Here is a 23,045-nt window from a genome sequence, read left to right on the forward strand (position 1 = left end):
GTGGGGAATAAAAATCGCCTTCCCCACTGATTGAGTTTCACTTTATCGCAGATTAACGGGCAGTAAAACCCCTTCTGGTTTTTTCAAAGCAGATTTTGCTTTAACTGCCCGTAAATGCCCGATTCCGTTCAGCCGGAATTCTTAGGGGATCCTTTTTCCGATTTTCACTTTATCACAGAAGTTCTAAAAATCTCAAAGATTGCAGTCATGGCTAATGGAAGAGATAATAAGATAAATAAGATTCAATGAGGTGGAGTTAGGCATGTCCAGAAATGTTGAAATTGAATTTAAAAATATCCTTAGAAAGGATGAATTCTTAGCATTTATGAGGTTTTTGAACATTCGGGAATGTGATTTTACCGAACAGGTAAACCATTACTTTGACACGCCTGAATTTTCTTTAAAATCTAAAGGAAGTGCCCTGAGGGTCCGTGAGAAAAATGGTTCCTTTGAGATAACGCTAAAACAGCCGCACCCTGAAGGGCTTTTGGAAACCAATGAGCAGATTACAGAGTCTGAGGCTCAGGAAATGCTTGCAACAGGAAAAATTCTTAGTAAACAGATTAGGCATACAATAAAGCAAATGGATGTAGATACGGATAAACTTCAATATTTTGGCTCACTCTCCACAGCCCGGGCAGAAATAGAATATTTAAATGGGTTAGCTGTATTGGATCACAGCAGGTATTTAAATCAGGAAGATTTTGAGATTGAATATGAAGTAAAAAATAGGGAAGAAGGCGAAATTAATTTTTATAAAATGCTCAAAGAGCTAAACATTCCCGTAAGAAAAACCGAAAATAAAATTAAGCGGTTCTATAACGAAAAATATAGACAGCAAAAGGAAACATAAAAATTCCCTTTTGCCAAGGAGCTTTACTATGAACGTAGATCAATTAAAATTAATGCTGGAATTACAAGCACTTCAAAGCTTTAACGATAAAAAGCAAACTAATAATTCAAACCCTTTGTTTCAGGAGCTCTTAGCAGGTTTAATGTCAGGCAGCGGACAAACTGCAGAACTTCAAGCTACAGGAGGGCTTGGTACTGTTGCATCTCTGGAGCCTTATTTGAATTTGGCAAATACAAAGCATTTCAATGCTGCGGCCATGCCGCCTGTAAAGCTGACCAAGCTGGCCGACACTACAAAAAGTGATTTCGATGATTTAATTAAAAAAGCTTCAGATATATTTAATGTTCCTGTACAACTAATTAAGTCTGTCATCAAACAAGAATCAAACTACAATCCAAACGCAGTCAGTCCAGCTGGTGCTTCCGGACTTATGCAGCTCATGCCGGAAACCGCGAGAGGGCTTGGCGTAAAAAATGTCTTCGATCCAGCCGAAAACATATTTGGCGGTGTAAAATACCTGCGGCAAATGATGGACAGGTATGGAGATAATATTGAATTGGCACTCGCTGCCTACAATGCCGGACCTGGAAATGTAGATAAATACGGCGGCGTTCCTCCTTTTAAGGAAACTCTGACCTACATTAAAAAAGTAACTTCCACTTTTCTTGCATAAAGATTATATTGAAAAGCCGCCTGATAGCCAGGCGGCTTTTTTCAACGGTAAAGGATCATTATTTTAACTTGCATCCGGATTGATGGTATGTTATTTACTCATACTATTAGAAAAATCTGCATCCAGGCAAAATGGTTCCCTAAGTGCTAAGTTCCAGCGCGGCAAGCTATTTGTTTGAGATATAACCCCCCCATTGATAGAATATAAAGAGATAACAGCATCCTATTTTAAATAGGAAGGTTCTAATAAATGAACTAACTCATAAAAGGAGTTTTTAAATATGGCCGAGAAAATGCACACTCCCTTCGACGCTATTGGTGAGGAAAAGCTGCACAAGCTTATAGACGCTTTTTACCGGCGCGTAGGACAACATCCTGATCTCGTTCCTATTTTTCCAGATGATCTGACAGAGACAGCTAGAAAACAAAAACAATTCATGACCCAATATTTAGGGGGGCCGCCATTATATACTTCAGAGCATGGGCATCCAATGCTGCGAGCGAGGCATATGCCTTTTCCTATAACGGAAACGAGGGCCAGGGCATGGCTTTCCTGCATGAATAGTGCAATGGACGAAATCGGGCTGGATGGACCATTGCGGGAAGACTTTTTTGCAAGGCTTGTTCTTACCGCACAGCATATGATTAACTCACCTGAAAATGATATGAAAGGTGAAGGATCGTGAACAAGCGGGACTCATTTGAATACAAACAGGTATCTCCCCATTGCCATGGCAGTGAGAAAAAGCCGATTGAAGTATATATGTTCGTTGACCCTCTATGTCCTGAATGCTGGGCACTCGAACCAATTCTTAAAAAGCTGCTCATTGAATATGGACGCTACTTTTCAATAAAACATGTATTAAGCGGCCGGTTGGCTACCTTAAATATGGGGAAAAGGCAAAATTATGAAAACATTGCGGATTTGTGGGAAAAAACAGCAAGCCGCTCTGGAATGTCCTGTGACGGAAGCGTTTGGTTTGAAAACCCAATTTCTTCTCCCCATCTTGCATCCATTGCGATTAAAGCAGCTGAATTGCAGGGCAGAAAAGCGGGCATCAAGTATTTACGCAAACTTCAGGAGGTCTTATTTCTTGAGAAACAGAATGTCTCCAGCTTTGAGGTCTTAAAGGATTGTGCAAAAGATGTCGGTCTTGATGTAGTCGAGTTTGTATCTGATATCCATTCAGACAGTGCAGCAAAAGCTTTTCAATGCGACTTAAAAATAACTTCTGAAATGGATGTCCAGGAAATTCCAACCCTTGTTTTCTTTAATGAAAATATTGAAGAGGAAGGAATAAAAGTAACGGGTTATTATCCTTATGAAATCTATGAACAAATCCTGGAGGAAATGCTTCCTTTTAAGCCAGAACGTTCCTCCCTCCCACCATTAGAATATTTTTTAAAATATTTTAAGCTTGTAGCAAGCAAGGAAATCTCAGTTGTCTATAACATGTCAGATAATGAAGTAAATCGGGAAATGAAGAAGCTTCAGCTAAAACAGGTAGTTGAACAAATCCCGGCTAAATACGGGAAGTTTTGGAAGTATATTGGTTAGAAAGAAAGCTGTGCACTAGCACAGCTTTTTCTTTTATTAACTCATTATTAATGAAAAAAACCATGCAGATCGAAAGCACGGCTTTTTTCGGATTATTTATACGAACAAAGGGGATGGGAGAAATTTTTCACAATCAAACAAAGGGGTTTATATTTGCTTGTGATCAACTTCACACCTGTAATATACCATGGAAAAAACCATATTAACAAGCAGTTTGTGTGCTACTTCACAATATTGTCATATTCAAGTCATGATTACTGGACAACCGCATAAGATTATATAGAAAGTTCTTAGACTTTTAATTGTGCAATTTCAAAAATGTTTTATGTAAGGAGGAGAACACAAATGAAAAAACTGCCCATCATCCTGATGCTATTGCTCATTTTGCTCTCCTTTATCCTAAATATTTTTGGATTGATGAAGCTCATACCCATATTTATTACCTCTCCCATTCTGTTTGTTTCACTGCTGATCCTCTTTTTATATTTGAATGACCGCAGACGATTTAAGGGATTTTAAATCAAGATTAAAGGAGCCAGACATGTAGTCCGGCTCCTTTTAATTATGACAGCAAACTCTCCATTTCGTTCAGCTTTTCTTCAAACACTTTGCATGCATCTTCAATTGGCTTGCTGCTGGTCATATCAACACCAGCTTTCTTCAGGACTTCAATTGGATAATCTGAACTTCCCGACTTTAGGAACTCAATATATCGATCTACTGCAGGCTGACCTTCCTGAAGGATTTGTTTGCTTAGAGCTGTTGCTGCACTGAAGCCAGTTGCATATTGATATACATAATAATTGTAGTAGAAATGCGGGATTCTTGACCATTCCAGACCGATCTCTTCATCAATCACAATGTCTTCTTCTCCAAAATATTTCTTATTAAGTTCATAATACTCTTTTGTTAACGAATCTGCTGTTAAGGCCTCATTTTTCTGAGCCTTTTGATGGATTAAATGTTCAAACTCCGCAAACATGGTCTGGCGGAAAACTGTCCCTCTAAAGCCCTCGAGATAGTGGTTCAACAAATATAGACGTTTTTTATCATCATCAATTGTCTTAAGCAAATAATCATTCAGCAGCGCTTCATTACAGGTTGACGCCACCTCGGCTACAAAAATTGAATAGTTGCCATATGGGTATGGCTGATATTTGCGCGTATAATAGCTATGCACTGAATGGCCGAATTCATGTGCAAGAGTAAATAGATTGTTTACATTGTCCTGCCAGTTCATCAGAATATATGGATTGGTTCCATATGTTCCGGATGAATAGGCTCCACTTCGTTTTCCTTTATTTTCATGAATATCCACCCAGCGATTTTCAAAGCCTTCTTTTAAAATATTTAAATAATCTTCTCCTAGCGGTTTCAATCCTTTTAAGATCAGATCCTTGGCTTCATTATAAGGAATATCCATTTTAACTTCTTTAACTAAGGGTGTATATAGATCATACATATGAAGCTCATCAACGCCTAAAACCTTTTTGCGCAGTTTGACATAGCGATGCAGCAGGTGCAAATTATCATTAATCGTGTTCACTAGGTTTTCATAGACACTTTCAGGGATATTATTTGCTGCTAATGCAGCATGGCGTGCAGAATCATAATTTCTAATCTTAGCATTAAAATTATCCTTCTTAACATTGCCGCTCAAAGTGCTGGCAAATGTATTGCGGAATTTACCGTATGTGCCATATACGGCTTTAAATGCGTCATGGCGTACACGCTGATCATCACTTTCAAGGAAACGGATAAATCGTCCATGAGTAATTTCAACTTCTTCGCCTTTTTCATCCTTTATGGATGGAAATTCCAAATCAGCATTATTCAGCATACCGAATGTATTGCTGGAAGCTCCAAGCACTTCGGAAGCCTGCGCAAGCAAAGCTTCCTGCTCAGCAGATAATACATGCGGCCTTTGAAGGTTTATTTCCTCCAGGGAATGCTTATATAATTGAAGTTCCTGTTTTTCTTCCAAAAAGCCTTCAATCTTATCTTCATCCACCTCAAGCAGTTCCGGAACAATATATGCCAATGTACTAGCTGCTGCAGAATAAAGATTTTTAATTTTATCATCCATTCCTTGATAAAAAGAGTTAGTCGTATCTTGGTCATAACGCATATGGGCATATGTATACAGCTTGCCAAGGCGGGATAATAAGTGATCCTGAAACTGAAGGGCTTCATATAATGTCTCAGCACTTTCGCCAAGTTTCCCCTGATATTTGCCTGCATTTGGGATTAACCGCTCTACCTCTTTATATTCTTTGTCCCACTCTTCATCTGTTGAGAAAATATCTTCAAGACGCCAAGTATCTTCCTCTGCTACTTCACTTCTAGCGGGAAGTTTTTTTACAGTTGTTTCGTTCGTCATTATTCATCCTCCATTCAGTAGTCCCAATTCATAAAACACCAATACTGTATCTTCTCCTTTTAACACCGAAATCCTTCTTTTATAGCCAATTATTGTCCAATCCACGATTATTGTATGATTAAAAAGGGATTTTCATTAATTTTTATTCAATTAATACCGATTGTTTTGTACCTTTCATGATCAAAGCCCCTTGTCTATGGTAAAATTCTTCTTCCCGCTGAAGCAGCCATGCCTGTGTTTCCGGTACTGGGCATGAAGATGCTTTCTTGTATAGCCCAATTCCAGCTTTAGCTATTATCTGTAAACGAATAAGAATTTCTAAATATTCTCGAATGGCAAGGTGAGCATTACCGCAAACCAATGGGAGCTTTCTAATTTTAATATCATTTTTTCTTACCCTATTATGAAAGCAGGAAATCACTTTTTCCAAAGAAAAAGGACCTTCATTTAAAAGCACATCCAAAAATAAATAACTTTGCCATTGTATTGGGGATGTTTCAATAAAAGGAGCGTGAAATACCGGGAGGCCAATCTCCGGAGGCAGGAGAACAGGAGACAAAGAGCGGGAATAAAGTTCTTTCAGGAATTTATTTTGGAAAGCACCTCGGATTTGCGGGAGAAGATTTTTAGTTTTTCTTATTTCCCTTAGCCACTCGTACTGGTTTATATGTCCTGTGATATTCGGACAAAAAAGTGCTGTCAAATCAGCTTTGCTCAATGGACTAATATGATAATTTGAAAATGAGTTTCTTACTGTATAAGGGACGATATTGTGGATATTAATAAAGGATTTAGTAATGGGGCAAAAAGAAGGGATCACCCAATGGCCTAGGTCGGTTTTCCGAAGAAATAAATAGTGGAAGCCAGATAGTGATATTTTATTTTTTCCTATGCGTCTTATATTCTTTCCTGCCAAGATCCAAATAGGGATAATGCCTGATTGTATATACGCTTCTGAACGTTTTGTAAATAACTCCTCTGATATGACTGAACATTGAAACTCAATTGCATAATCAATGCCCTTAAAATTGACGCCAATATCAGGCCTTTGAGAAATGTTTCGATAATATGGTTCCAGTATTGGATCAAGTCCCTTTTCTTTCAGCCAGTTTAAAATAAGAACTTTGCCGCTATTATGGTACTCTGATTCCCTTTCATAGCTTTCTGCACAGTTAGAACCCTTTTTGTGACTAAAATGCGGGATTCTCTTCGTGCCAATTTTCATGGCAACCTCTTCTTTGCACTCAGGGCAAAAAAACATCTTACATTCCCTTAATTTTTTTAAAGTGAAGAGATTTCTCTTCTCAGACAGATTTATTCGTTCTCCTTCCTCTGTTTGGGCTACTAACAAATAATCATCTCCTTTCCTAACGTAATGTTACTTCTACACAATGCTTCCAAAATCCTTTAAGTCCTGGCATTATAATTTCATTTTCATAAAATGTAGAACAAAAGCGGAAGCGCCTTGAAATAGAAACTTCAGCTAAAAACCGCCACGTCCTCCCAAAAGCTAACGCTTTCGGTCGTGCGATGATGATGCTGCCGAAGCTTTCCTTGTCCTGTGGCGAACGCTGAAGCCAGCACATCGTGTGCAAGTCCGACAGGCATAAGACGAATCACGCAGGAAACCTCCCAAAGCTCGCTTTGGTCGGGCGGTGTATCGCTGCCGAAGCCTTCCTTGTCCTGATTTCTGGAGTGATTTGTTACGTTCCGAGCAAGATATTCAAGGGAGCCAATTCGGGATAAAAACTGGCTAGGCGCTGGAGCTAGATGCAGACAACTTTTCACAAAGATATTCACATAATTGGATTTGATAATTTGCTAAACATCAAAAAAACCGATTTCAGAAATGAAATCGGTTTGAATTATTTAAAATGCTTCCTTAAGTTTTCGAAAACATTTTCATTTAAAATCAATTTCCCGTATTCCATAATACGGTGAATTGTAGTATTAGTTTCTTGCCCATATTCAAGAAGAATGCTTAGCATGTTATCTATATCATCTTCTTCAAAAAGATCTTCCGGGAACTCTGCAAATAGGTAGTACTTCCCTTCAAATGAATACAGCTTAGTATTAACAGAATCTAAATTTGTACGTTTTGATAATGAAATGATATCCTCGAAGTCCTTAAAAGTTAACAGGAACTCAAGGTCTCCATCATACCCTGAATCTTCATCATCTGATTTTCGGAAGTGATGGTCCAGCATTTCCTCTATATGCTCATCGACAGGCAAATCCTTCACTTTTTCATCAGGTACAGGAAGCTCAAATTTTTGGCCATCCTTGGAAAGCTGAGCCTTTGTAACCAATACTTCCAAGCCCTTATCCAAAGCTTGGACCTGTATCCAAAGCGGCCCCTCTACCAGGAATTCTTCCTCCTGATGCACCTCATCCATCATTTCCCAAAAGAGCTCCTCGCTCCGCTCACGATTGTACCAAATCTCTTCACGGTCAAAGCCTCTTTCTTCTATATCAAGATAAGAAATATAAAATTTAACTGTATGATCATTAATACGTTCGATTTCCATGCAGCAACTCTCCCTTCTGGCTATGATTGAAGGGACTAAATACCCCCAGCAGTCATGTGTGTAATCAATTTACCCATTAATCAATCGGTTAATCCCATTAAAAGAAGGTAAAGTGTATTTTGTACCTTGTACTTTTATTTTATGACAAAATAAGAATAAAGGGAATTAAAAAGTCATATCTTTAAAAAAACCGTTATATGCCTATTACCCGAGCTCCTTATAATATTGCATCTTTTCAGCATAGGTATACTCCAATAAAACAGCTTACTTAAGATATATTCTATTATTATTTCCATTTTCCTTGTTATTTTTCACCCAACATGGACAAAAGCGAAGTGGCTTCGCAGATGCCAAATAATATCTGAGAGCAGCCCTTCCCATAAAATGTACAGCTATAAAATCATCAACTATGAGTTTTGACGAAAATGAATCCAGCCAATCATCATAGAAGTAACCTAACACAGTTAGGCAGTAATAAAAAAGACCTCCTCTGCAAGCAGATAGAAGGTCTAATTATTATTAGTTAACCATGCGCTGGGCTTCACGCAGCTGGTAAGTACGAACCTTTCTTGGCAGAAAACGTCTAATCTCATCTTCATTATATCCAACCTGCAGACGTTTTTCATCAATAATGATTGGACGGCGAAGAAGACCAGGATTTTCTTTAATCAGCTCGAACAAATCTTGTAAAGGCATAGTTTCAAGGTTTACATCGAGCTTTTGGAATGTCTTGGAGCGGGTAGAAATAATTTCATCTGTTCCATCTTCTGTCATTCGAAGAATTTCTTTAATTTCCTCAATCGAAAGAGGCTCAGAAAAAATATTTCTTTCTTTGTAGCTTATTTCATGCTCTTCTAGCCATGATTTCGCTTTTCTGCAAGATGTACAACTTGGTGAAGTGTATAATGTGACCATTTTACAAATTCACACTCCTTAAATTTAGACATATATAAAACCATCTAGATTAATATTTGTTTAATTACATATATTTAGAGCTATCTAAATTAAAATAACTTTAATCAAGTAATTTATATTAAGTATTATACACTAAAAATTTGACATTTGGTATAACTTTTTATAAATATGAAAAAAGTCTTATACATTAATTAAACAAACGTTTTTAGAAAAGAATCTACTATATAAGACGAACCAGAAAGTGAAAAGTTTCATTTTTTTATTAATTTCCCTATTTTATTTCTTAAGGATCTAAATAACCAACTGATTTAAGGAAAATTATGCAGAAGGAAATTCCTGCTGATTTTAATTAATCTCTTATTTAATACCCAGGTTTTTTCGGGTTAAACCTTATAATTTCAATTTTTTATTCTCAATTATTTTATGAAAATGAAAACACAGCCATTAACATAAATGACTGTGTTTTCTAATTATCAATCCCTGCGGATTATTATCCATTATACGTCCTCTAAAACATCCCCGCCCATTTTATCTTCCTCAAAGGTCAAAACTTCTTCAACAGGCTGATAAGACTTGCCGTAAAAGTGAGTATCCCGGTATGTGTGAATCAATTCATACGTTTTTTTCATTGCTTCATAAATCATTTCTTCACTTTGATTTCCTGGGGACCAATAGAGAATCTCCATTGTATTAATTTCATTTGTTGCAAGGGACCTGCGGCTGTAGCCAATAGATTGGGCATGCTCGAAACCTTCTCTTTTATAGAAACGCAAACGCTTTTCAGTATCAGTATCTTCATAATCAACAGGTTCAACTTCTAAAATAATTGGCTTCCCCTTCGCTTTTAGCTTTTCCAGCAGCTTGTGGCCCAAACCTTGGCCTCGCGATTCCTTTGATACAAATAAATAGTCGATAAACACAAAATTATCAAGTTCTGCGTACATAAGGACATGGTGAGGACCTTCATCCTTATGATAAATATCAGAACGCTCCTTTAAAAGGGTTTCCATATGTTCTTTTGACTTCATTTCCTCGATAGGGAAATACTGATTCAATTTTTCATACCAATGCATGGATCTGCTCCTTTTTTCTGCTGCCAAACAGTGATTTGGCAGCTCGAGTATTTATTCCAGCATGATAAGCTCCCAGCTTTCCTTTCCATAGCTGTGTCTTAGAAAGGATAAATGACATATCTTCTATATTATGATCATTCCTGTCTGATTAAGTATTTGAAATTTTTCCCCTTTTAATACAAGAAAATTTCGAATAAAATAAGGATAGGGGATGTTTTTCATAATAATCACAGGATACTGTGAAAAGAAAGATGGAGGTTTATCATGCTTGGTTACATAACAGACTTAACAATTGTTGCTTTGCTCATTATTGGATTTACTGCCTTTTTAGGTGTACTGACTAATGGTATTGGAGAAAAGGTTTTTGGCGGTAAAAATAAAACCCAATTCGTGGATCAATCTGCAAGGGTGCAGACTGGATGGAAAAGCGTAGGCGGAAAGAAAAAATAAATTTCAATATGCCTATATACTATGATAACGCATACAAAAATGGTGTCAAATAATATGAAAAAGAGGCTGGATTTGCAGCCTCTTTTTCTATGGGGTATAATCCACGTTCTGTGTATAAGTATTACCTGCATTCCACAACAGGAATTCATTTATCCCCTGTTCATTGAGGGCCTTAATCTGTGCCTCGACTTCAGCTTTTCCATATTTTTTGTAGTTTCCTGCTCCTAAATAAGAAGCTGTAAAGTCTTGCAGCCAAGGTCTGGAAAGTGGCGGATTTTCCAGTTCATCCAATTTCCTTTTCTCCAGCTTCGCATATTCCGTTACTAGCTTATACGGTTCCAAGTCAGGCTTTGCTATCCCAAAGTAAGAAGTCCAATGGCTAGGATATATCATTGATGAAATTACATCTACATGTTCAGAAATCTTAGAAAAATTCTGGCCAATTCCTGGAGCCTCAGGCAAGGTTGCAGTATATCCAAAAATATCCACTGATACCTTTACTCCATATGGTTCTAATTGCTCTTTTGCATATGCTACAAAATCTGTCACAGCACTTACCCGTTTTTGAACGTTCTCCATTTCTAAATCCTTATACTTTCCCATATTATAAGTCAAAGAAGAGTCCCGATGTTCAAATCCTTCTGGAAAACGGACATAATCAAACTGAATTTCTTGAAAGCCCATTTTTGCTGCATCAATAGCAATTCCTATATTATAATCCCATACCTCTTTCAAAAACGGATTAACAAAGGACTCGCCTCTGCCGTTCTTCCATACTTCATTGCCATCTTTAAAGGACCACTCGGGCTTCTTTTCTGCAAGCACGGAGTCTTTAAACACAACAACCCTTGCAATCGGATAAATCTGCTTTTCTTCCATTGTTTGAAGGATCTTTTTTGTATCTTTTATGTAAGGTTTCCCTATTTTGCTGTATGGGGAGTTCTCCTCTGGAATATAGGTGAGGTTGCCCCAATCATCCTTTATGTCTATAACCATAGCATTTAACTCAGTTTCATCCATTAAATTCACTAGTTTATTAAACCTTTCTCCTCCTGCTGTATGCCCTGTAACATAGACCCCTCTTACAGCATCTGGATATTGAAAGGCATAGCCTGAATCAAATTGAAAACGGCTAATTTGGTCAGGCAATTCCTTTTTAAGAGAAACATATTCTCTCTGCGGCTGGGTGCCCGGCTCCATAACTACCTGGTCTTTTGCTTCACTGGTTTCGGAAATTGCAGATAATGAAACTCCTGCCATAAATAACAGGGATGCAGTCATCTTTTTTGTATTATTCAACTGTTATGCCCCCTCATCCTTGCAAACTTCAAAAATATACCTTCATTATAATGTTATTTTATAGCCCTTACTATATTGAAACTAAAAAACTTGTCCACTATATATATGTATCTTATACTTTTATTCTTTAAACCTCTTTAAATAAAAAATAAATTAAAATTTGTATAAAAGATTTCAACGAAAAGAGTTTACGGAAAAAAAATAATTAATCGAAAATTCTAATAGTAATATTCGTAAAAATGTTGTATTATAAACTAAAGAAAAATACATTAGCGTATAAAAGTGTTAAAGAAATATTTCTGCTCTCTAAATATATGCGGGTCGTTTTTACATCTTGGGATATCCTTTTCGGTAAAGAAAAGATCAAGTGCTAAGTATATCCAAAATAACTTTTTCCAAGGAGTAAAAAAAACGATCTCAAATGAGATCGTTTTTGTTATTTTGCATATTGGGCTTTTAATTGTTCATATTCTTTATCTGAACAATAAACAAAATGGCCAGGTGTAATTTCGCGCATCTCAAGCTTTTCGTTTTCTGCGTAGTTATGCATAGACGGCTCATATGACTTCCTTCTGCGTGAGCGTTCCGTTTCTGGGTCAGGAAGCGGTATGGCCGAAAGAAGAGATTGAGTATAAGGATGCATAGGATTGTTATATAAATCATCTGCTGGTGCCAATTCTACCAGTTTGCCAAAGTACATAACACCAATCCTGTCACTGATATACTTAACCATTGATAAATCATGGGCAATGAATAAGTATGTCAGCCCCTTTTCACGCTGAAGTTTCTTCATAAGGTTAACTACCTGAGCCTGAATGGAAACGTCAAGCGCTGAAATCGGCTCATCGGCAATGATAAAGTCTGGATCAACTGCAAGTGCACGTGCAATGCCGATACGCTGTCTTTGTCCGCCAGAGAATTCATGAGGATAGCGGTTGGCATGCTCTTTGTTTAAACCAACTGTTTCCAATAGCTCATAAACTCTTTCCATACGTTCTTTCTTGCTTTTGGCAAGGCCGTGGATATCGATGCCTTCAGCAATGATATCTGCTACAGTCATACGCGGATTTAAGGAAGCATATGGATCCTGGAAAATCATTTGCATTTTGCGATTGAATTTTTTTAGTTCTTTTGCAGACTTTTTGCCATGAACATCTTCACCCTCGAAAAGAACCTGGCCATCTGTCGCATCGTATAATCTAATAATTGTTCGTCCAGTAGTTGATTTACCGCAGCCTGACTCACCAACAAGTCCAAGGGTTTCCCCCTTGTAGATATCAAAAGTGATGCCATCTACCGCTTTTACCATATTTGGACGACCAACATTAAAGTGCTGTTTTAAGTTTTTAATTTCAAGCAATTTTTCTGCCATGATTATTTACCCTCCTTCACTAATACTGGCTTTTCAAATGTGGAGGATAATTGACGCATGCGTTTCTTTACCGCTTCTGGAGGCTCAACCTTAGGAGCATCCGGATGCAGAAGCCATGTTTTGGCAAAGTGAGTTTCTGAAACCTGGAACATAGGCGGTTCTTCCTCAAAGTCAATCGCCAATGCATACTTATTCCTAGCAGCAAACGCGTCTCCTTTTGGTGGGTTTGTTAAGTCCGGAGGAGTTCCAGGAATGGCTGCCAATTCGGCTGACTCATCACTTTCCAGACTTGGCATCGATGCTAGCAGCCCCCATGTATATGGATGACGCGGGTCATAGAAAATCTCATCAACTGTACCCATTTCAACAATCTGGCCAGCGTACATAACAGCTACTCTATCCGCCACATTTGCTACAACTCCAAGGTCATGGGTAATGAAGATAATTGATGTGTCCATTTTGCTTTGAAGATCTTTCATCAATTCCAAGATTTGCGCCTGAATCGTAACGTCAAGAGCTGTTGTCGGCTCATCGGCAATTAACAGCTTTGGATTAGCTGCAAGAGCAATTGCAATCATGGCACGCTGTCTCATACCGCCAGAAAATTCATGCGGATATTGGTTTACCCTTTTTTCCGGCATCGGAATACCAACAAGACGAAGCAGTTCAATTGCTCTATTCTTGGCATCCTGCTTTGACATATTTTGGTGTTTGATTAAACCCTCTATGATCTGGTTTCCAACTTTCATCGTTGGATTCAGTGATGTCATAGGATCCTGGAAGATCATACTGATTTCTTTACCGCGGATTTTTTCCATTTGTTTTTCAGTTTTAGGTACTATATCGTCACCATTCAATAAAATCTGGCCGCCGGAAATTTGGCCTGGTGGCATAGGGATTAGCTTCATAATTGACTGGGAAGTAACACTTTTTCCTGATCCTGATTCACCAACGATGGCAAGCGTCTCTCCCTTATGAAGGTCAAAGCTGACACCGCGGACTGCTTTTACTGTACCTCCATATGTTTGGAATGAGACTTCTAAATTTTTGACTTCTAATAATTTTTCCATATTCTCACTCCTTTATTTCCGCATTCTTGGATCTAAGGCATCACGCAATCCATCTCCGACTACGTTAAAAGCAAAGATTGTTAGGCAGATAAACGTAGCAGGGAAGAATAAGCGCCATGGATAATAACGCATTGCCGGCAAGCCGTCATTGGCCATTGTTCCCCAGCTGGCAAGCGGTGGAGTCAAACCAAGGCCCAAGAAGCTTAAGAATGCTTCAGTAAATATAGCAGAAGGGACAGTTAATGTCATGGTAACAAGAATTGGCCCCATTGAGTTAGGAATTAAGTGTTTGCCCATAATCCGGTTAGTATTGGCTCCAAGTGTCTTGGCAGCCAGAACATACTCCTGGTTTTTCAGGGATAGTACCTGTCCGCGGACAATACGGGACATATTGATCCACCCTGTTATTGACATCGCTATGATCATTGTTGTAAGTCCCTGACCTAGCACAACCATTAACAAGATAACTAATAGAAGATATGGAACTCCGTATAAGATATCTGCAAAACGCATCATAAACTCGTCTGTGCGTCCGCCCTTATATCCGGCGATACCGCCCCATAAAACACCGATAATCAAATCAATTACGGCTGCTGCAACACCAATAAAGATTGAAATTCTGGCACCTTCCCATGTACGTGCAAAAACATCTCGCCCCAGATCATCAGTACCGAACCAATGTTCTGAAGAAGGAGGCTGGTTTTTATTGCTTAGATCATTTGATGCATAATCATATGGAGTCATATATGGTCCAAAGATCGCCATGAAGATTAGTAGACCTAAAAGAACTAACCCAAACAAAGCGAGCTTGTTTTTTCGAAATCGGATAAAAACGTCTTTCCAAAATGAAAGACTTGGTTTAGAGATTTTTTCAGCTTCATGCAGCTGTGTTCCGACTAGCTTAAACTTATCTTTCGAAATCTGCATAATTACTCTCCTTTCTTCCCGCCAGCAAGTTTGATGCGTGGGTCGATGATTCCGTATGCAATGTCAACAAGGAGAATAGATACAAGCAACAGAATACTGTAGAAAACTGTAACACCCATAATTACCGTATAGTCACGGTTATTGATACTTGTTACAAAGTGTGCACCTAGTCCAGGAATACCAAAGATTCTCTCAATTACAAAGCTTCCTGTTAAAATACCGGCAGTCAACGGTCCCATATATGTTACAACTGGTAATAGCGCATTACGGATCGTATGTTTAACTGTAATTACTCCTCTGCTTAATCCTTTAGATTTAGCAGTCTTAATGTAATCATTTGCAAGTACCTCAAGCATGCTTGAACGTGTTAAACGCGCAATAAATGCCATCGGTGTCGAAGCAAGTGCTAAAGCTGGAAGAACACTATGCATGAAAGATTCCCAACGTGCTACCGGGAAGATACCCATTTTAATAGCGAGGAAATACTGCAGGAAAGACGCCATAATAAAGGAAGGTACAGAGATACCTAGAACAGCAATAATCATCGCTGTGTAATCCGGCCATCTATTATGCTTTAAGGCAGCAATAATTCCTAAAAGTACTCCAGCAGCTACGGCAATAAAAATGGCTTCCATCCCAAGCAAGAATGAAACAGGGAAGCCTTCATTAATTAAATCGTTAACAGTTTGGCTTTTATATTTAAATGACGGGCCGAAATCCCAATTGACAATTCTAACTAAATACTCCCAGTATTGCGCATACCATGGCTTGTCCAGGCCGAAGTGGGCATTCAGGTTAGCTTCAATTTCGGGAGGAAGTTTTTTCTCAGATGCAAATGGGTTTCCGGGTGCAATGCGCATGAAGAAAAACGTTGCTGTAATTATCATCCATAATGAAAGAAGCATATACAGTAAGCGTTTTCCAATATATTTCGCCATTGTCAAATACCTCCAATTTATTACAATGCCTTATTCAGAAACGAAGGTATATGGGATTTTATATCCCATATACCTTTCGTCAAGTTAGCTATTATTCAAAGTATGCCCACTTGTATTGGACGTCACCAAGACCGGATACTGCAACACCTTTTAAGTTTTCAGCCTGTACCCAGTTGTTAGTGTAGAAATAGATTGGAGCAACTGGCATATCTTCCATGAAGATTGCTTCTGCATCCTTTAATAATTGCTGGCGAGCTTCAGGATCTGTTTCTGTTGCAGATTTTGCAAGCAGATCCTGGAATTCTTTGCTTTCCCAGCCAGTGTTATTGTTTCCGCCATCTGCATCACGATACATTTCAAGGAAGTTGATTGCATCGTTAAAGTCACCTAACCAGCCCATACGAGCAACTTGGTAATCCATTTGGTTTACTTTATCAAGGAATACATTCCACTCAGCGTTATCAAGAGTTACTTCTACGCCAAGGTTTTGCTTCCACATATCCTGGATTNCCTGAGCAATCTTTTGGTGTGCTTCAGAAGTATTGTAAGAAAGTGTTACAGCTGGAAGCTCAGAAGCATCTTTCAATCCAAGCTCTTCTAAACCTTTCTGTAAATATTCCTTCGCTTTTTCTACATCATTATCAGGGAAATAGCCTTTTTCGTTTTCTTCAAACATGGATGGTGGTACAATCGCCATTGCAGGAAGCTGTTCACCCTGCAGGATGTTGTCAATAATCTCCTGACGGTTGATCGCATGTGCAAATGCCTTACGAATATTAACGTTGTTGAAAGGCTCAACAGTTGTGTTGAACTTATAGTTGTAGATACCAGCAATCGGCTGTGTTACTAAGCGGCCTTCATCTTTAAGAGCCTGCATAGCGTCAGTTGGAAGGGCACCAGTTGGAGCTCCAGCCCAATCTAGTTCACCATTGTCAAACATTGATAATTCTGTGTTTGGATCATTGATCATGATCATTTCAATGCTGTCTAGCTTAACTGTTTCAGCATCCCAGTATGTTTCGCTCTTTTCAAGAACAATCTTGTCACTGTGAGACCATTCAACTAAATGGAAAGGTCCGTTAGTTGTAAAGTTATCACCAGCATCAGTTGCCCATTCAGGGTTAGCTTCAGCAATTTTGCTGTTAACCGGTAGATAAGTATAGAAAGCTGTTAATTCTTCAAAATATGGAGTAGGATTTACTAATTTAACTTCTAACGTTTTGTCATCGATAGCTTTAACGCCTACATCATCAAGTGAACCTTTACCAGTGTTAGCAGCTTCAGCACCCTCAATGTAGTAAAGCTGGTATGCATAAGTTGAATTGTTGGCAGGATCAAGTGCCCATTTCCAAGCATATTCAAAGTCTTTAGCGATTACAGGGTCTCCATTTGACCATTGAGCATCGCGGATTTTAAAAGTGTAAGTTTTTCCATCTTCAGAAACTTGAATATCTTCTGCCATTGCCTTTTCAGGCTTACCGTCTGGACCGATTCGAGTCAGACCTTCTAAAATCTGGCGAAGAACAGTTCCAGATGTGGAATCCTCAGCTAATCCTGGGTTTAAAGATGGTGGTTCAGTATTAATATTAACTCTTAATTCCTGCGGTACATCAGACTTTCCACCGTCGTCCCCGCCATTGTCTCCGCCGTCAGCATTGTCTCCGCCGCCGTTACACGCAGCAAGGAACATGCTTAAGACAAGCAGCATGCTAAAAAAGATCGATAATCTTTTGTTCACGGTTTTTAACCCCCTATATAATTTCCTCAAACAATATCCTCTACGTGACGTTCCTATTTTAAAACACAACTGTACGCCCCAGGTATATTTCTTAAATAGTCTGTTAATTCGATTTGCAAAAATTTGCAGACTATTTAGAAGGCAACAAAAAAAGTAAGTTTATATTCTTTCAAAGACAGATTATTCCTTTATTCTGACAATTCAGGACAAAAGAATAAATCTTCAATATGTAAGCTATAAACTTACTCATTATGTACCATATTCTCTCTACCCAGAGTGTTATAGTTTTGTTTTAAAATGTTACAAAATCGTAAAGAATATGTTTGTTACGTTTATTATAAATAGTTTAAAAACTTATTGCAAGTAGCTTTTGACAGCACTATTTCAATCTAGCAATTTTTTATTGGCCTAAAAGTCTTGTAAAATAAAGATTTTTTAGATTTTAAAAAAATTTTTCAATTCATTATTTTACGAGTTAAAAGAGGGAAAATAATCCTATTTTTACCATTTTTTCAGGTTGAATTTTTTTGGCATCCAGCTTTTTTCCCAGTAATTTTCTTGATTTTTATATCTCAATCGTTTATTTTAATATATAATAACAATAAAATGTATTAGAAATCGGCAATGAAAAAAGAGTAGTACATTTACTTAGGGTTGGCAGAGAGCCTGTGGATGGTGAGAACAGGAAACCCGGTAAATCGAATGGACTTTTGAGCCTTCTGATTTTCTTCAGGCGTAACCTCTCGTTATCGAGGATCTATGCATAAGATGCATAGGACAGAGTGACTCATTATGAGTAATTAGGGTGGCAACGCGGACCATTCGTCCCTATTTTTTTAGGGATGAATGGTCTTTTTTGCGTTTGTTTTACCCATAATATGTAAATGCCTGGCATAAATACAAATCCAGAAGCCTGCAGTCTTCGCACTTTTTTTATCCGAACAAAGGAGGAAAAACATGAAAACCATCTTTTCAGGTATTCAGCCGAGCGGGACGATTACCCTCGGAAATTACATTGGCGCCATGAAGCAGTTTGTTGAACTGCAAAATGAATATAACTGTTATTTTTGCATTGTCGACCAGCATGCCATAACAGTTCCCCAAGACAGACTCGAATTAAGAAAAAACATCCGCAGCCTGGCTGCCCTCTACCTGGCAGTGGGCATCGACCCTGAAAAATCTACACTATTCATACAATCGGAGGTTCCGGCACACGCGCAAGCCGGCTGGATGATGCAATGTGTTTCATATATCGGCGAGCTGGAGCGTATGACTCAATTTAAAGATAAATCTGAAGGAAAGGAAGCTGTATCTGCCGGATTGCTTACCTATCCGCCATTGATGGCAGCGGATATTCTTTTATACAATACCGATTTAGTCCCTGTGGGAGAAGACCAAAAGCAGCACCTGGAACTGACTCGGGATTTAGCGGAGAGATTTAATAAGAAATATAATGATATCTTCACTATTCCTGATGTTAGAATCGCTAAAGTTGGTGCAAGGGTTATGTCGCTGCAGGATCCGCTTAAGAAAATGAGCAAGTCCGACCCTAATAAAAAGTCATTTATTTCATTATTAGATGACCCAAAACAGATTGAAAAGAAAATAAAGAGTGCAGTAACTGACTCCGAAGGAATCGTAAAGTATGACAAAGAAAGTAAACCGGGTGTCTCCAACCTGCTTTCTATCTACTCCATCCTTTCCGGCAAACCAGTTGAAGAAATCGAAAAAGAATATGAAGGCAAAGGCTATGGCGACTTTAAAGCTGGACTTTCAGAAGTTGTGATTAATACTATCAAGCCAATCCAGGAAAAATATTATGAACTGATGGAATCGAAAGAACTTGATGATGTTCTTGATCATGGAGCTGAAAAAGCACGTACAGTCGCAAATAAAATGATTCGGAAAATGGAAAGCGCTATGGGTCTTGGGCGAAAAAGAAAATAAAAAACAGCTGTTTTGGGGCTATTGACAAATTCCCTCTTCGAACAAAAAAGAAGATGAATCTCTACTAAATGTAGTGTTCATCTTCTTTTTCATTTACTGGATGTTGTGTCCGGTAATGATACTCTTTAGTTTGCCAACAGCCCCTTTTGGCTGTTTTTTATTTAGATACCTGCTTAATTCACTTTAGGGCCATGCTCCATCTCCCACAATTTTTCAAAAAATGGCTGGCCTTTAATTAAATTCTCACAAAATTGCTCATGCTTGCTTGACCAGCCATATTTGCTTTCCTCATACAATTCATACCATGCTTCTTCAAAATTCATTGACTGGATTTGTGAATAGCGTTCCGGGCTCCATTCCGTATACCAGTACCGAACTTCTGCATCATTTTTTGAGGAATGCAGCTGATCTAAAGCCATAAAGAGCAGTTGCTTTAATTGTCTTTCTTTTCTGGTAAGCCCCGCCATAAGGTCTGGTGAAGGCGAAAGAATATGAAATTCTTTTAGCGCTGTCTGGTCATTGAATGAATAGCTTTTCGTTTCTTGATTTTCTAACATCTCATAAGCAAGCTGTTCCTGACGGGGGATGAGCCTGCTCTTTCTAATCGGAATATTATAGCCGATTGTATCCACCGCCAATATGCCTGTCCCATCTGACACCACAAAACAATATTCCAATTGAATTCTTTCATGATTTTTCCGTAAATAAGCCTTTTGATAAATATCATCTAACAGTTGTTGTGGCAGCTCCGAAAGATCGTTCTCAATGTAATTAAATAGGATCGGGTCAATCTTTAATAATGGTACCTGATCAAGCAGCTCTACTCCATCATCTTTTCTCCATTCATGAAAATGGCATACATTATAACCGTTTTCTTCCCCTTCAAACCAGTTCACCCAAACATCATGAAGATATAACATTTTTAAACCCCCACTTCAACAAACTATTTGTCACTCAGTATGGGCAGCCTGCAGTAAATTTATTCCTTAATTACATCCCCAATCCATTTTTCACCTTTCTCTTCTCACAAAAGGAAAATAGATGCTGAACCAAATGATTATAATCCCAATTGGAAGCAAATAGCATTCTAGCCTGTTAGAAATAAAAATCAAGTACTCCTTAAAGGCATGTCCAGTTGTAATCAGATTTAAATATGCAATCACACTGACTCCTCCCGAGACAGCTATGCCAAACCCTGTCAGCAGCCAAAACACCCTAAAAAGCATATTGTTTCACAGTTCTGTGAGCCCTACTTAATAAAAATGCTGACATGAACTCACTCCTTGACCTTTACTTTTTACATATATATGAAAGCTAAAGGTATGATATGTACAAGCTATTGCGCTAAGGCACTTTAAACAACAAAAAAACGCCAATCATGGCGTTTTTTTATTATCTGTTTGATTTAGGATTGAAAGCATCCTTTAGTCCTTCACCAATAAAGTTGATGGATAGAATGGTGAAAGTTAAAACAGCTGCCGGCGGAATCCAGATCCACCATTTGCTAGTTAATACATCTGGACTTCTCGCTTCCTGGAGCATATTACCCCATGTTGGGATATTCATTGGTACACCAAATCCGAGAAAACTGAGAGCTGTTTCTGCTACTATCATTGCAGCAAGGGTAATTGTTGCCTGTACAATGATTGTTGACATAACGTTTGGAAGCAAATGTTTAAAAATTGTTTTCGGAGCTGAACAGCCGATTGAGACTGCACTCATAATGTATTCATTTTCTTTCTCTGCCATAACCTTGCTTCGTACGAGACGTGCAGTTCCCGTCCAGCTGAGTACACTAATGACAAAAATCAGGGTTCCTGTGCTTGACTCTATAAAGATGGATTTTAAAACGATAACAAACAGCAGGAATGGAAAGTTCATCATAAAGTCTGTGAATCTCATTAAGGCATTATCAACCCAGCCGCCAAAATATCCTGCAGTAGCACCAACAAGTGTGCCTAATGCTATTACAGCACTTGTAATTGAAAATGCAAGTAAAAGTGAAGTTTTTCCCCCATGCAACGTGCGGGCAAATACGTCCCTTCCCGATTTATCTGTTCCGAAAAAATGCTCTGCAGAAGGTTCCTTGCTCATTTGAGTTAAATTAATCTTAGCTGTTTCTTCAACCGGCATGGTTAGCGGCTCAGCCAAGATGGACATTGCACAAACAATCAGCAAAAAGACTAAACTGATCATAGCAACTTTATTGCGTAAAAACTTGCGGCGGGCGAGAGCCCATGGTGATTGACTCTTCGGCGGTTTAACAGGTTCTGCTAGACCAGGCGATGTTTGCTGTGAAATTGAAGGATCCATACTCTCACCTACCTAACTTAAACGAATACGCGGATCTACCAAACCATAAAGTAAATCAGCAATTAAATTTCCAACTAAAGTTAAAATAGTCAGCATCATTGTAATAGCCATCATCACAGAATAGTCGCGGGAATTAACTGACTCTACAAATAAATATCCAATTCCCGGGTACGTGAAAATGGTTTCAGTAATAATCGCCCCTCCAAATAGGTTGGCAATATCAAAACCAAGCAATGTAACAATAGGAATAATTGAATTTCTTAGAATGTGCTTATTATAAATCGCAGATTCTTTCGTTCCTTTAGCTCTTGCAGTACGAACATAATCTTTGCGAGAGCTTTCGATCATATCATTTCTTAAAAATTGTGTATAGGCGGCGGTAGCCATAGTACCTAATACAAGAGCCGGCAGGATTGTATGTTTTGCTTTACTTAGATAGTACTCTAGAGTACCCGCTTCCACACCGCTGCCGATACTTCCGCTTGCTGGTACCCAGCCAAGATGGATAGCAAAAATATAAATAGCAACCAATGCAGCAACGAAACTCGGAATTGCAAGACCCAAATAGTTAAAGGCCGATATTAAATAATCTCCAAAGCTATAGGCAAAACGCCCAGAGTATCTTCCCATTAAAAAAGCCAATAAATAAGTAATTATAAGAGCTGTTAATCCCAGAATAATTGTATTCGGCAAACGGTCCCCGATTAATTCCATAACCGGGCGCTTGTGAATAAATGAATCTCCAAAATCTCCTTTGACCACTCCACTCATCCAGCGGACATACTGCACAGGGATAGGATCATTCAGTCCCATTTTCTCACGCATTTCTTCAATATACTCCGGATCTGAGTTTAAAGGGTCAATTTTACCAGATAGTGCATCTCCAGGCATTAACTTAGCCAAAGTGAATACGACTACTGAGATAAGGAAAATTATTGGAATCATACCTATAAGCCGTCGAATTGTGTACTGTAGCATTTTCCATTCCCCTTGCCAAACAAAAGTTTATTCG

General features: G+C 38.4%; 22 protein-coding genes and 1 other annotated feature. Of the genes, 7 read left to right on the forward strand and 15 right to left on the reverse strand.

The features are described 5' to 3' along the window. The first annotated feature begins 262 nt into the window (after nucleotides 1-262). The 5 genes from L634_RS0112290 to L634_RS33840 all read left to right on the forward strand — a co-directional run bounded on the left by L634_RS0112290 (nucleotide 263) and on the right by L634_RS33840 (nucleotide 3,602). Nucleotides 263-853: a CYTH domain-containing protein gene (locus L634_RS0112290; RefSeq protein WP_026582708.1), complete on the forward strand. Its 591-nt coding sequence runs from the start codon at nucleotides 263-265 to the stop codon at nucleotides 851-853. A gap of 28 nt (nucleotides 854-881) precedes the next feature. After that, nucleotides 882-1,526: a lytic transglycosylase domain-containing protein gene (locus L634_RS0112295; protein ID WP_026582709.1), complete on the forward strand. Its 645-nt coding sequence runs from the start codon at nucleotides 882-884 to the stop codon at nucleotides 1,524-1,526. 280 nt (nucleotides 1,527-1,806) lie between these two features. Then, nucleotides 1,807-2,211, forward strand: coding sequence for a globin domain-containing protein (locus L634_RS0112300; RefSeq protein WP_026582710.1), 405 nt, complete (start codon nucleotides 1,807-1,809; stop codon nucleotides 2,209-2,211). After that, nucleotides 2,208-3,083, forward strand: a complete 876-nt coding sequence (locus L634_RS0112305) for a ClpXP adapter SpxH family protein (protein WP_026582711.1) — start codon at nucleotides 2,208-2,210, stop codon at nucleotides 3,081-3,083. The genes L634_RS0112300 and L634_RS0112305 overlap by 4 nt, the downstream gene beginning before the upstream one ends. A 345-nt stretch (nucleotides 3,084-3,428) precedes the next feature. Continuing rightward, the gene (locus tag L634_RS33840; RefSeq protein ID WP_034262612.1) at nucleotides 3,429-3,602 is read left to right on the forward strand and encodes a hypothetical protein; all 174 of its coding nucleotides are present in this window, start codon (nucleotides 3,429-3,431) and stop codon (nucleotides 3,600-3,602) included. 43 nt (nucleotides 3,603-3,645) lie between these two features. Here L634_RS33840 and pepF read toward each other — a convergent pair whose 3' ends face one another. The 5 genes from pepF to L634_RS0112345 all read right to left on the reverse strand — a co-directional run bounded on the left by pepF (nucleotide 3,646) and on the right by L634_RS0112345 (nucleotide 9,979). Beyond that, the gene (gene pepF, locus L634_RS0112315; RefSeq protein WP_026582712.1) at nucleotides 3,646-5,463 is read right to left on the reverse strand and encodes an oligoendopeptidase F; all 1,818 of its coding nucleotides are present in this window, start codon (nucleotides 5,461-5,463) and stop codon (nucleotides 3,646-3,648) included. 142 nt (nucleotides 5,464-5,605) lie between these two features. After that, entirely contained in the window at nucleotides 5,606-6,814 is a 1,209-nt protein-coding gene (locus L634_RS0112320) for a competence protein CoiA (RefSeq protein ID WP_026582713.1), read from the reverse strand. A 514-nt stretch (nucleotides 6,815-7,328) separates the two neighbouring features. Then, entirely contained in the window at nucleotides 7,329-7,991 is a 663-nt protein-coding gene (mecA, locus tag L634_RS0112330; protein ID WP_026582714.1) for an adaptor protein MecA, read from the reverse strand. A 519-nt stretch (nucleotides 7,992-8,510) separates the two neighbouring features. Further along, nucleotides 8,511-8,906 carry a transcriptional regulator SpxA gene (spxA, locus tag L634_RS0112340; protein WP_026582716.1) on the reverse strand — a complete coding sequence of 132 codons (396 nt, stop codon included), beginning with the start codon at nucleotides 8,904-8,906 and terminating at the stop codon, nucleotides 8,511-8,513. A 497-nt stretch (nucleotides 8,907-9,403) separates the two neighbouring features. Continuing rightward, a complete protein-coding gene (locus L634_RS0112345) occupies nucleotides 9,404-9,979 on the reverse strand; it encodes a GNAT family N-acetyltransferase (protein ID WP_026582717.1) in 576 nt (191 codons plus the stop codon). A gap of 264 nt (nucleotides 9,980-10,243) precedes the next feature. On the opposite strand from L634_RS0112345, the gene L634_RS0112355 reads away from it, so the two are divergent. Continuing rightward, nucleotides 10,244-10,429, forward strand: a complete 186-nt coding sequence (locus L634_RS0112355) for a hypothetical protein (protein WP_026582718.1) — start codon at nucleotides 10,244-10,246, stop codon at nucleotides 10,427-10,429. Between the two features lie 87 nt (nucleotides 10,430-10,516). On the opposite strand, the gene L634_RS0112360 is transcribed toward L634_RS0112355, so the two are convergent. The 6 genes from L634_RS0112360 to L634_RS0112385 all read right to left on the reverse strand — a co-directional run bounded on the left by L634_RS0112360 (nucleotide 10,517) and on the right by L634_RS0112385 (nucleotide 17,773). Continuing rightward, the gene (locus tag L634_RS0112360) at nucleotides 10,517-11,689 is read right to left on the reverse strand and encodes a putative glycoside hydrolase (protein ID WP_442852699.1); all 1,173 of its coding nucleotides are present in this window, start codon (nucleotides 11,687-11,689) and stop codon (nucleotides 10,517-10,519) included. 475 nt (nucleotides 11,690-12,164) lie between these two features. After that, complete coding sequence (locus L634_RS0112365; RefSeq protein WP_026582720.1) at nucleotides 12,165-13,100, reverse strand: ABC transporter ATP-binding protein; 936 nt, start codon at nucleotides 13,098-13,100, stop codon at nucleotides 12,165-12,167. A gap of 2 nt (nucleotides 13,101-13,102) precedes the next feature. Further along, entirely contained in the window at nucleotides 13,103-14,170 is a 1,068-nt protein-coding gene (locus tag L634_RS0112370; protein ID WP_026582721.1) for an ABC transporter ATP-binding protein, read from the reverse strand. 12 nt (nucleotides 14,171-14,182) lie between these two features. Then, on the reverse strand, nucleotides 14,183-15,100 hold the full coding sequence (locus L634_RS0112375; protein WP_026582722.1) for an ABC transporter permease: 918 nt from the start codon (nucleotides 15,098-15,100) through the stop codon (nucleotides 14,183-14,185). Next, nucleotides 15,100-16,035, reverse strand: coding sequence for an ABC transporter permease (locus tag L634_RS0112380; RefSeq protein WP_026582723.1), 936 nt, complete (start codon nucleotides 16,033-16,035; stop codon nucleotides 15,100-15,102). Before L634_RS0112380 ends, L634_RS0112375 begins: the two co-directional genes overlap by 1 nt. Before the next feature lie 91 nt (nucleotides 16,036-16,126). After that, on the reverse strand, nucleotides 16,127-17,773 hold the full coding sequence (locus tag L634_RS0112385; protein WP_026582724.1) for a peptide ABC transporter substrate-binding protein: 1,647 nt from the start codon (nucleotides 17,771-17,773) through the stop codon (nucleotides 16,127-16,129). 615 nt (nucleotides 17,774-18,388) lie between these two features. Then, nucleotides 18,389-18,606 (forward strand) — a binding site (T-box leader). 124 nt (nucleotides 18,607-18,730) lie between these two features. Between L634_RS0112385 and trpS the strand changes: the two genes are divergently transcribed. After that, nucleotides 18,731-19,720 (forward strand): tryptophan--tRNA ligase, encoded by a 990-nt coding sequence (trpS, locus tag L634_RS0112390; RefSeq protein WP_026582725.1) that lies wholly within the window; start codon nucleotides 18,731-18,733, stop codon nucleotides 19,718-19,720. Between the two features lie 173 nt (nucleotides 19,721-19,893). Here trpS and L634_RS0112395 read toward each other — a convergent pair whose 3' ends face one another. The 4 genes from L634_RS0112395 to opp4B all read right to left on the reverse strand — a co-directional run bounded on the left by L634_RS0112395 (nucleotide 19,894) and on the right by opp4B (nucleotide 23,011). Continuing rightward, complete coding sequence (locus L634_RS0112395) at nucleotides 19,894-20,640, reverse strand: YjbA family protein (RefSeq protein WP_026582726.1); 747 nt, start codon at nucleotides 20,638-20,640, stop codon at nucleotides 19,894-19,896. A gap of 90 nt (nucleotides 20,641-20,730) precedes the next feature. Then, nucleotides 20,731-20,883: a hypothetical protein gene (locus tag L634_RS0112400; RefSeq protein WP_442852698.1), complete on the reverse strand. Its 153-nt coding sequence runs from the start codon at nucleotides 20,881-20,883 to the stop codon at nucleotides 20,731-20,733. Nucleotides 20,884-21,112: 229 nt separating this feature from the next. Then, a complete protein-coding gene (gene opp4C, locus L634_RS0112405; protein ID WP_026582728.1) occupies nucleotides 21,113-22,033 on the reverse strand; it encodes an oligopeptide ABC transporter permease in 921 nt (306 codons plus the stop codon). A gap of 12 nt (nucleotides 22,034-22,045) precedes the next feature. Next, nucleotides 22,046-23,011 carry an oligopeptide ABC transporter permease gene (gene opp4B, locus L634_RS0112410; RefSeq protein WP_026582729.1) on the reverse strand — a complete coding sequence of 322 codons (966 nt, stop codon included), beginning with the start codon at nucleotides 23,009-23,011 and terminating at the stop codon, nucleotides 22,046-22,048. Between the last annotated feature and the right edge of the window lie 34 nt (nucleotides 23,012-23,045).

The organism is Bacillus sp. J33, from assembly GCF_000518885.1.
Taxonomy (GTDB): domain Bacteria; phylum Bacillota; class Bacilli; order Bacillales; family Cytobacillaceae; genus Cytobacillus.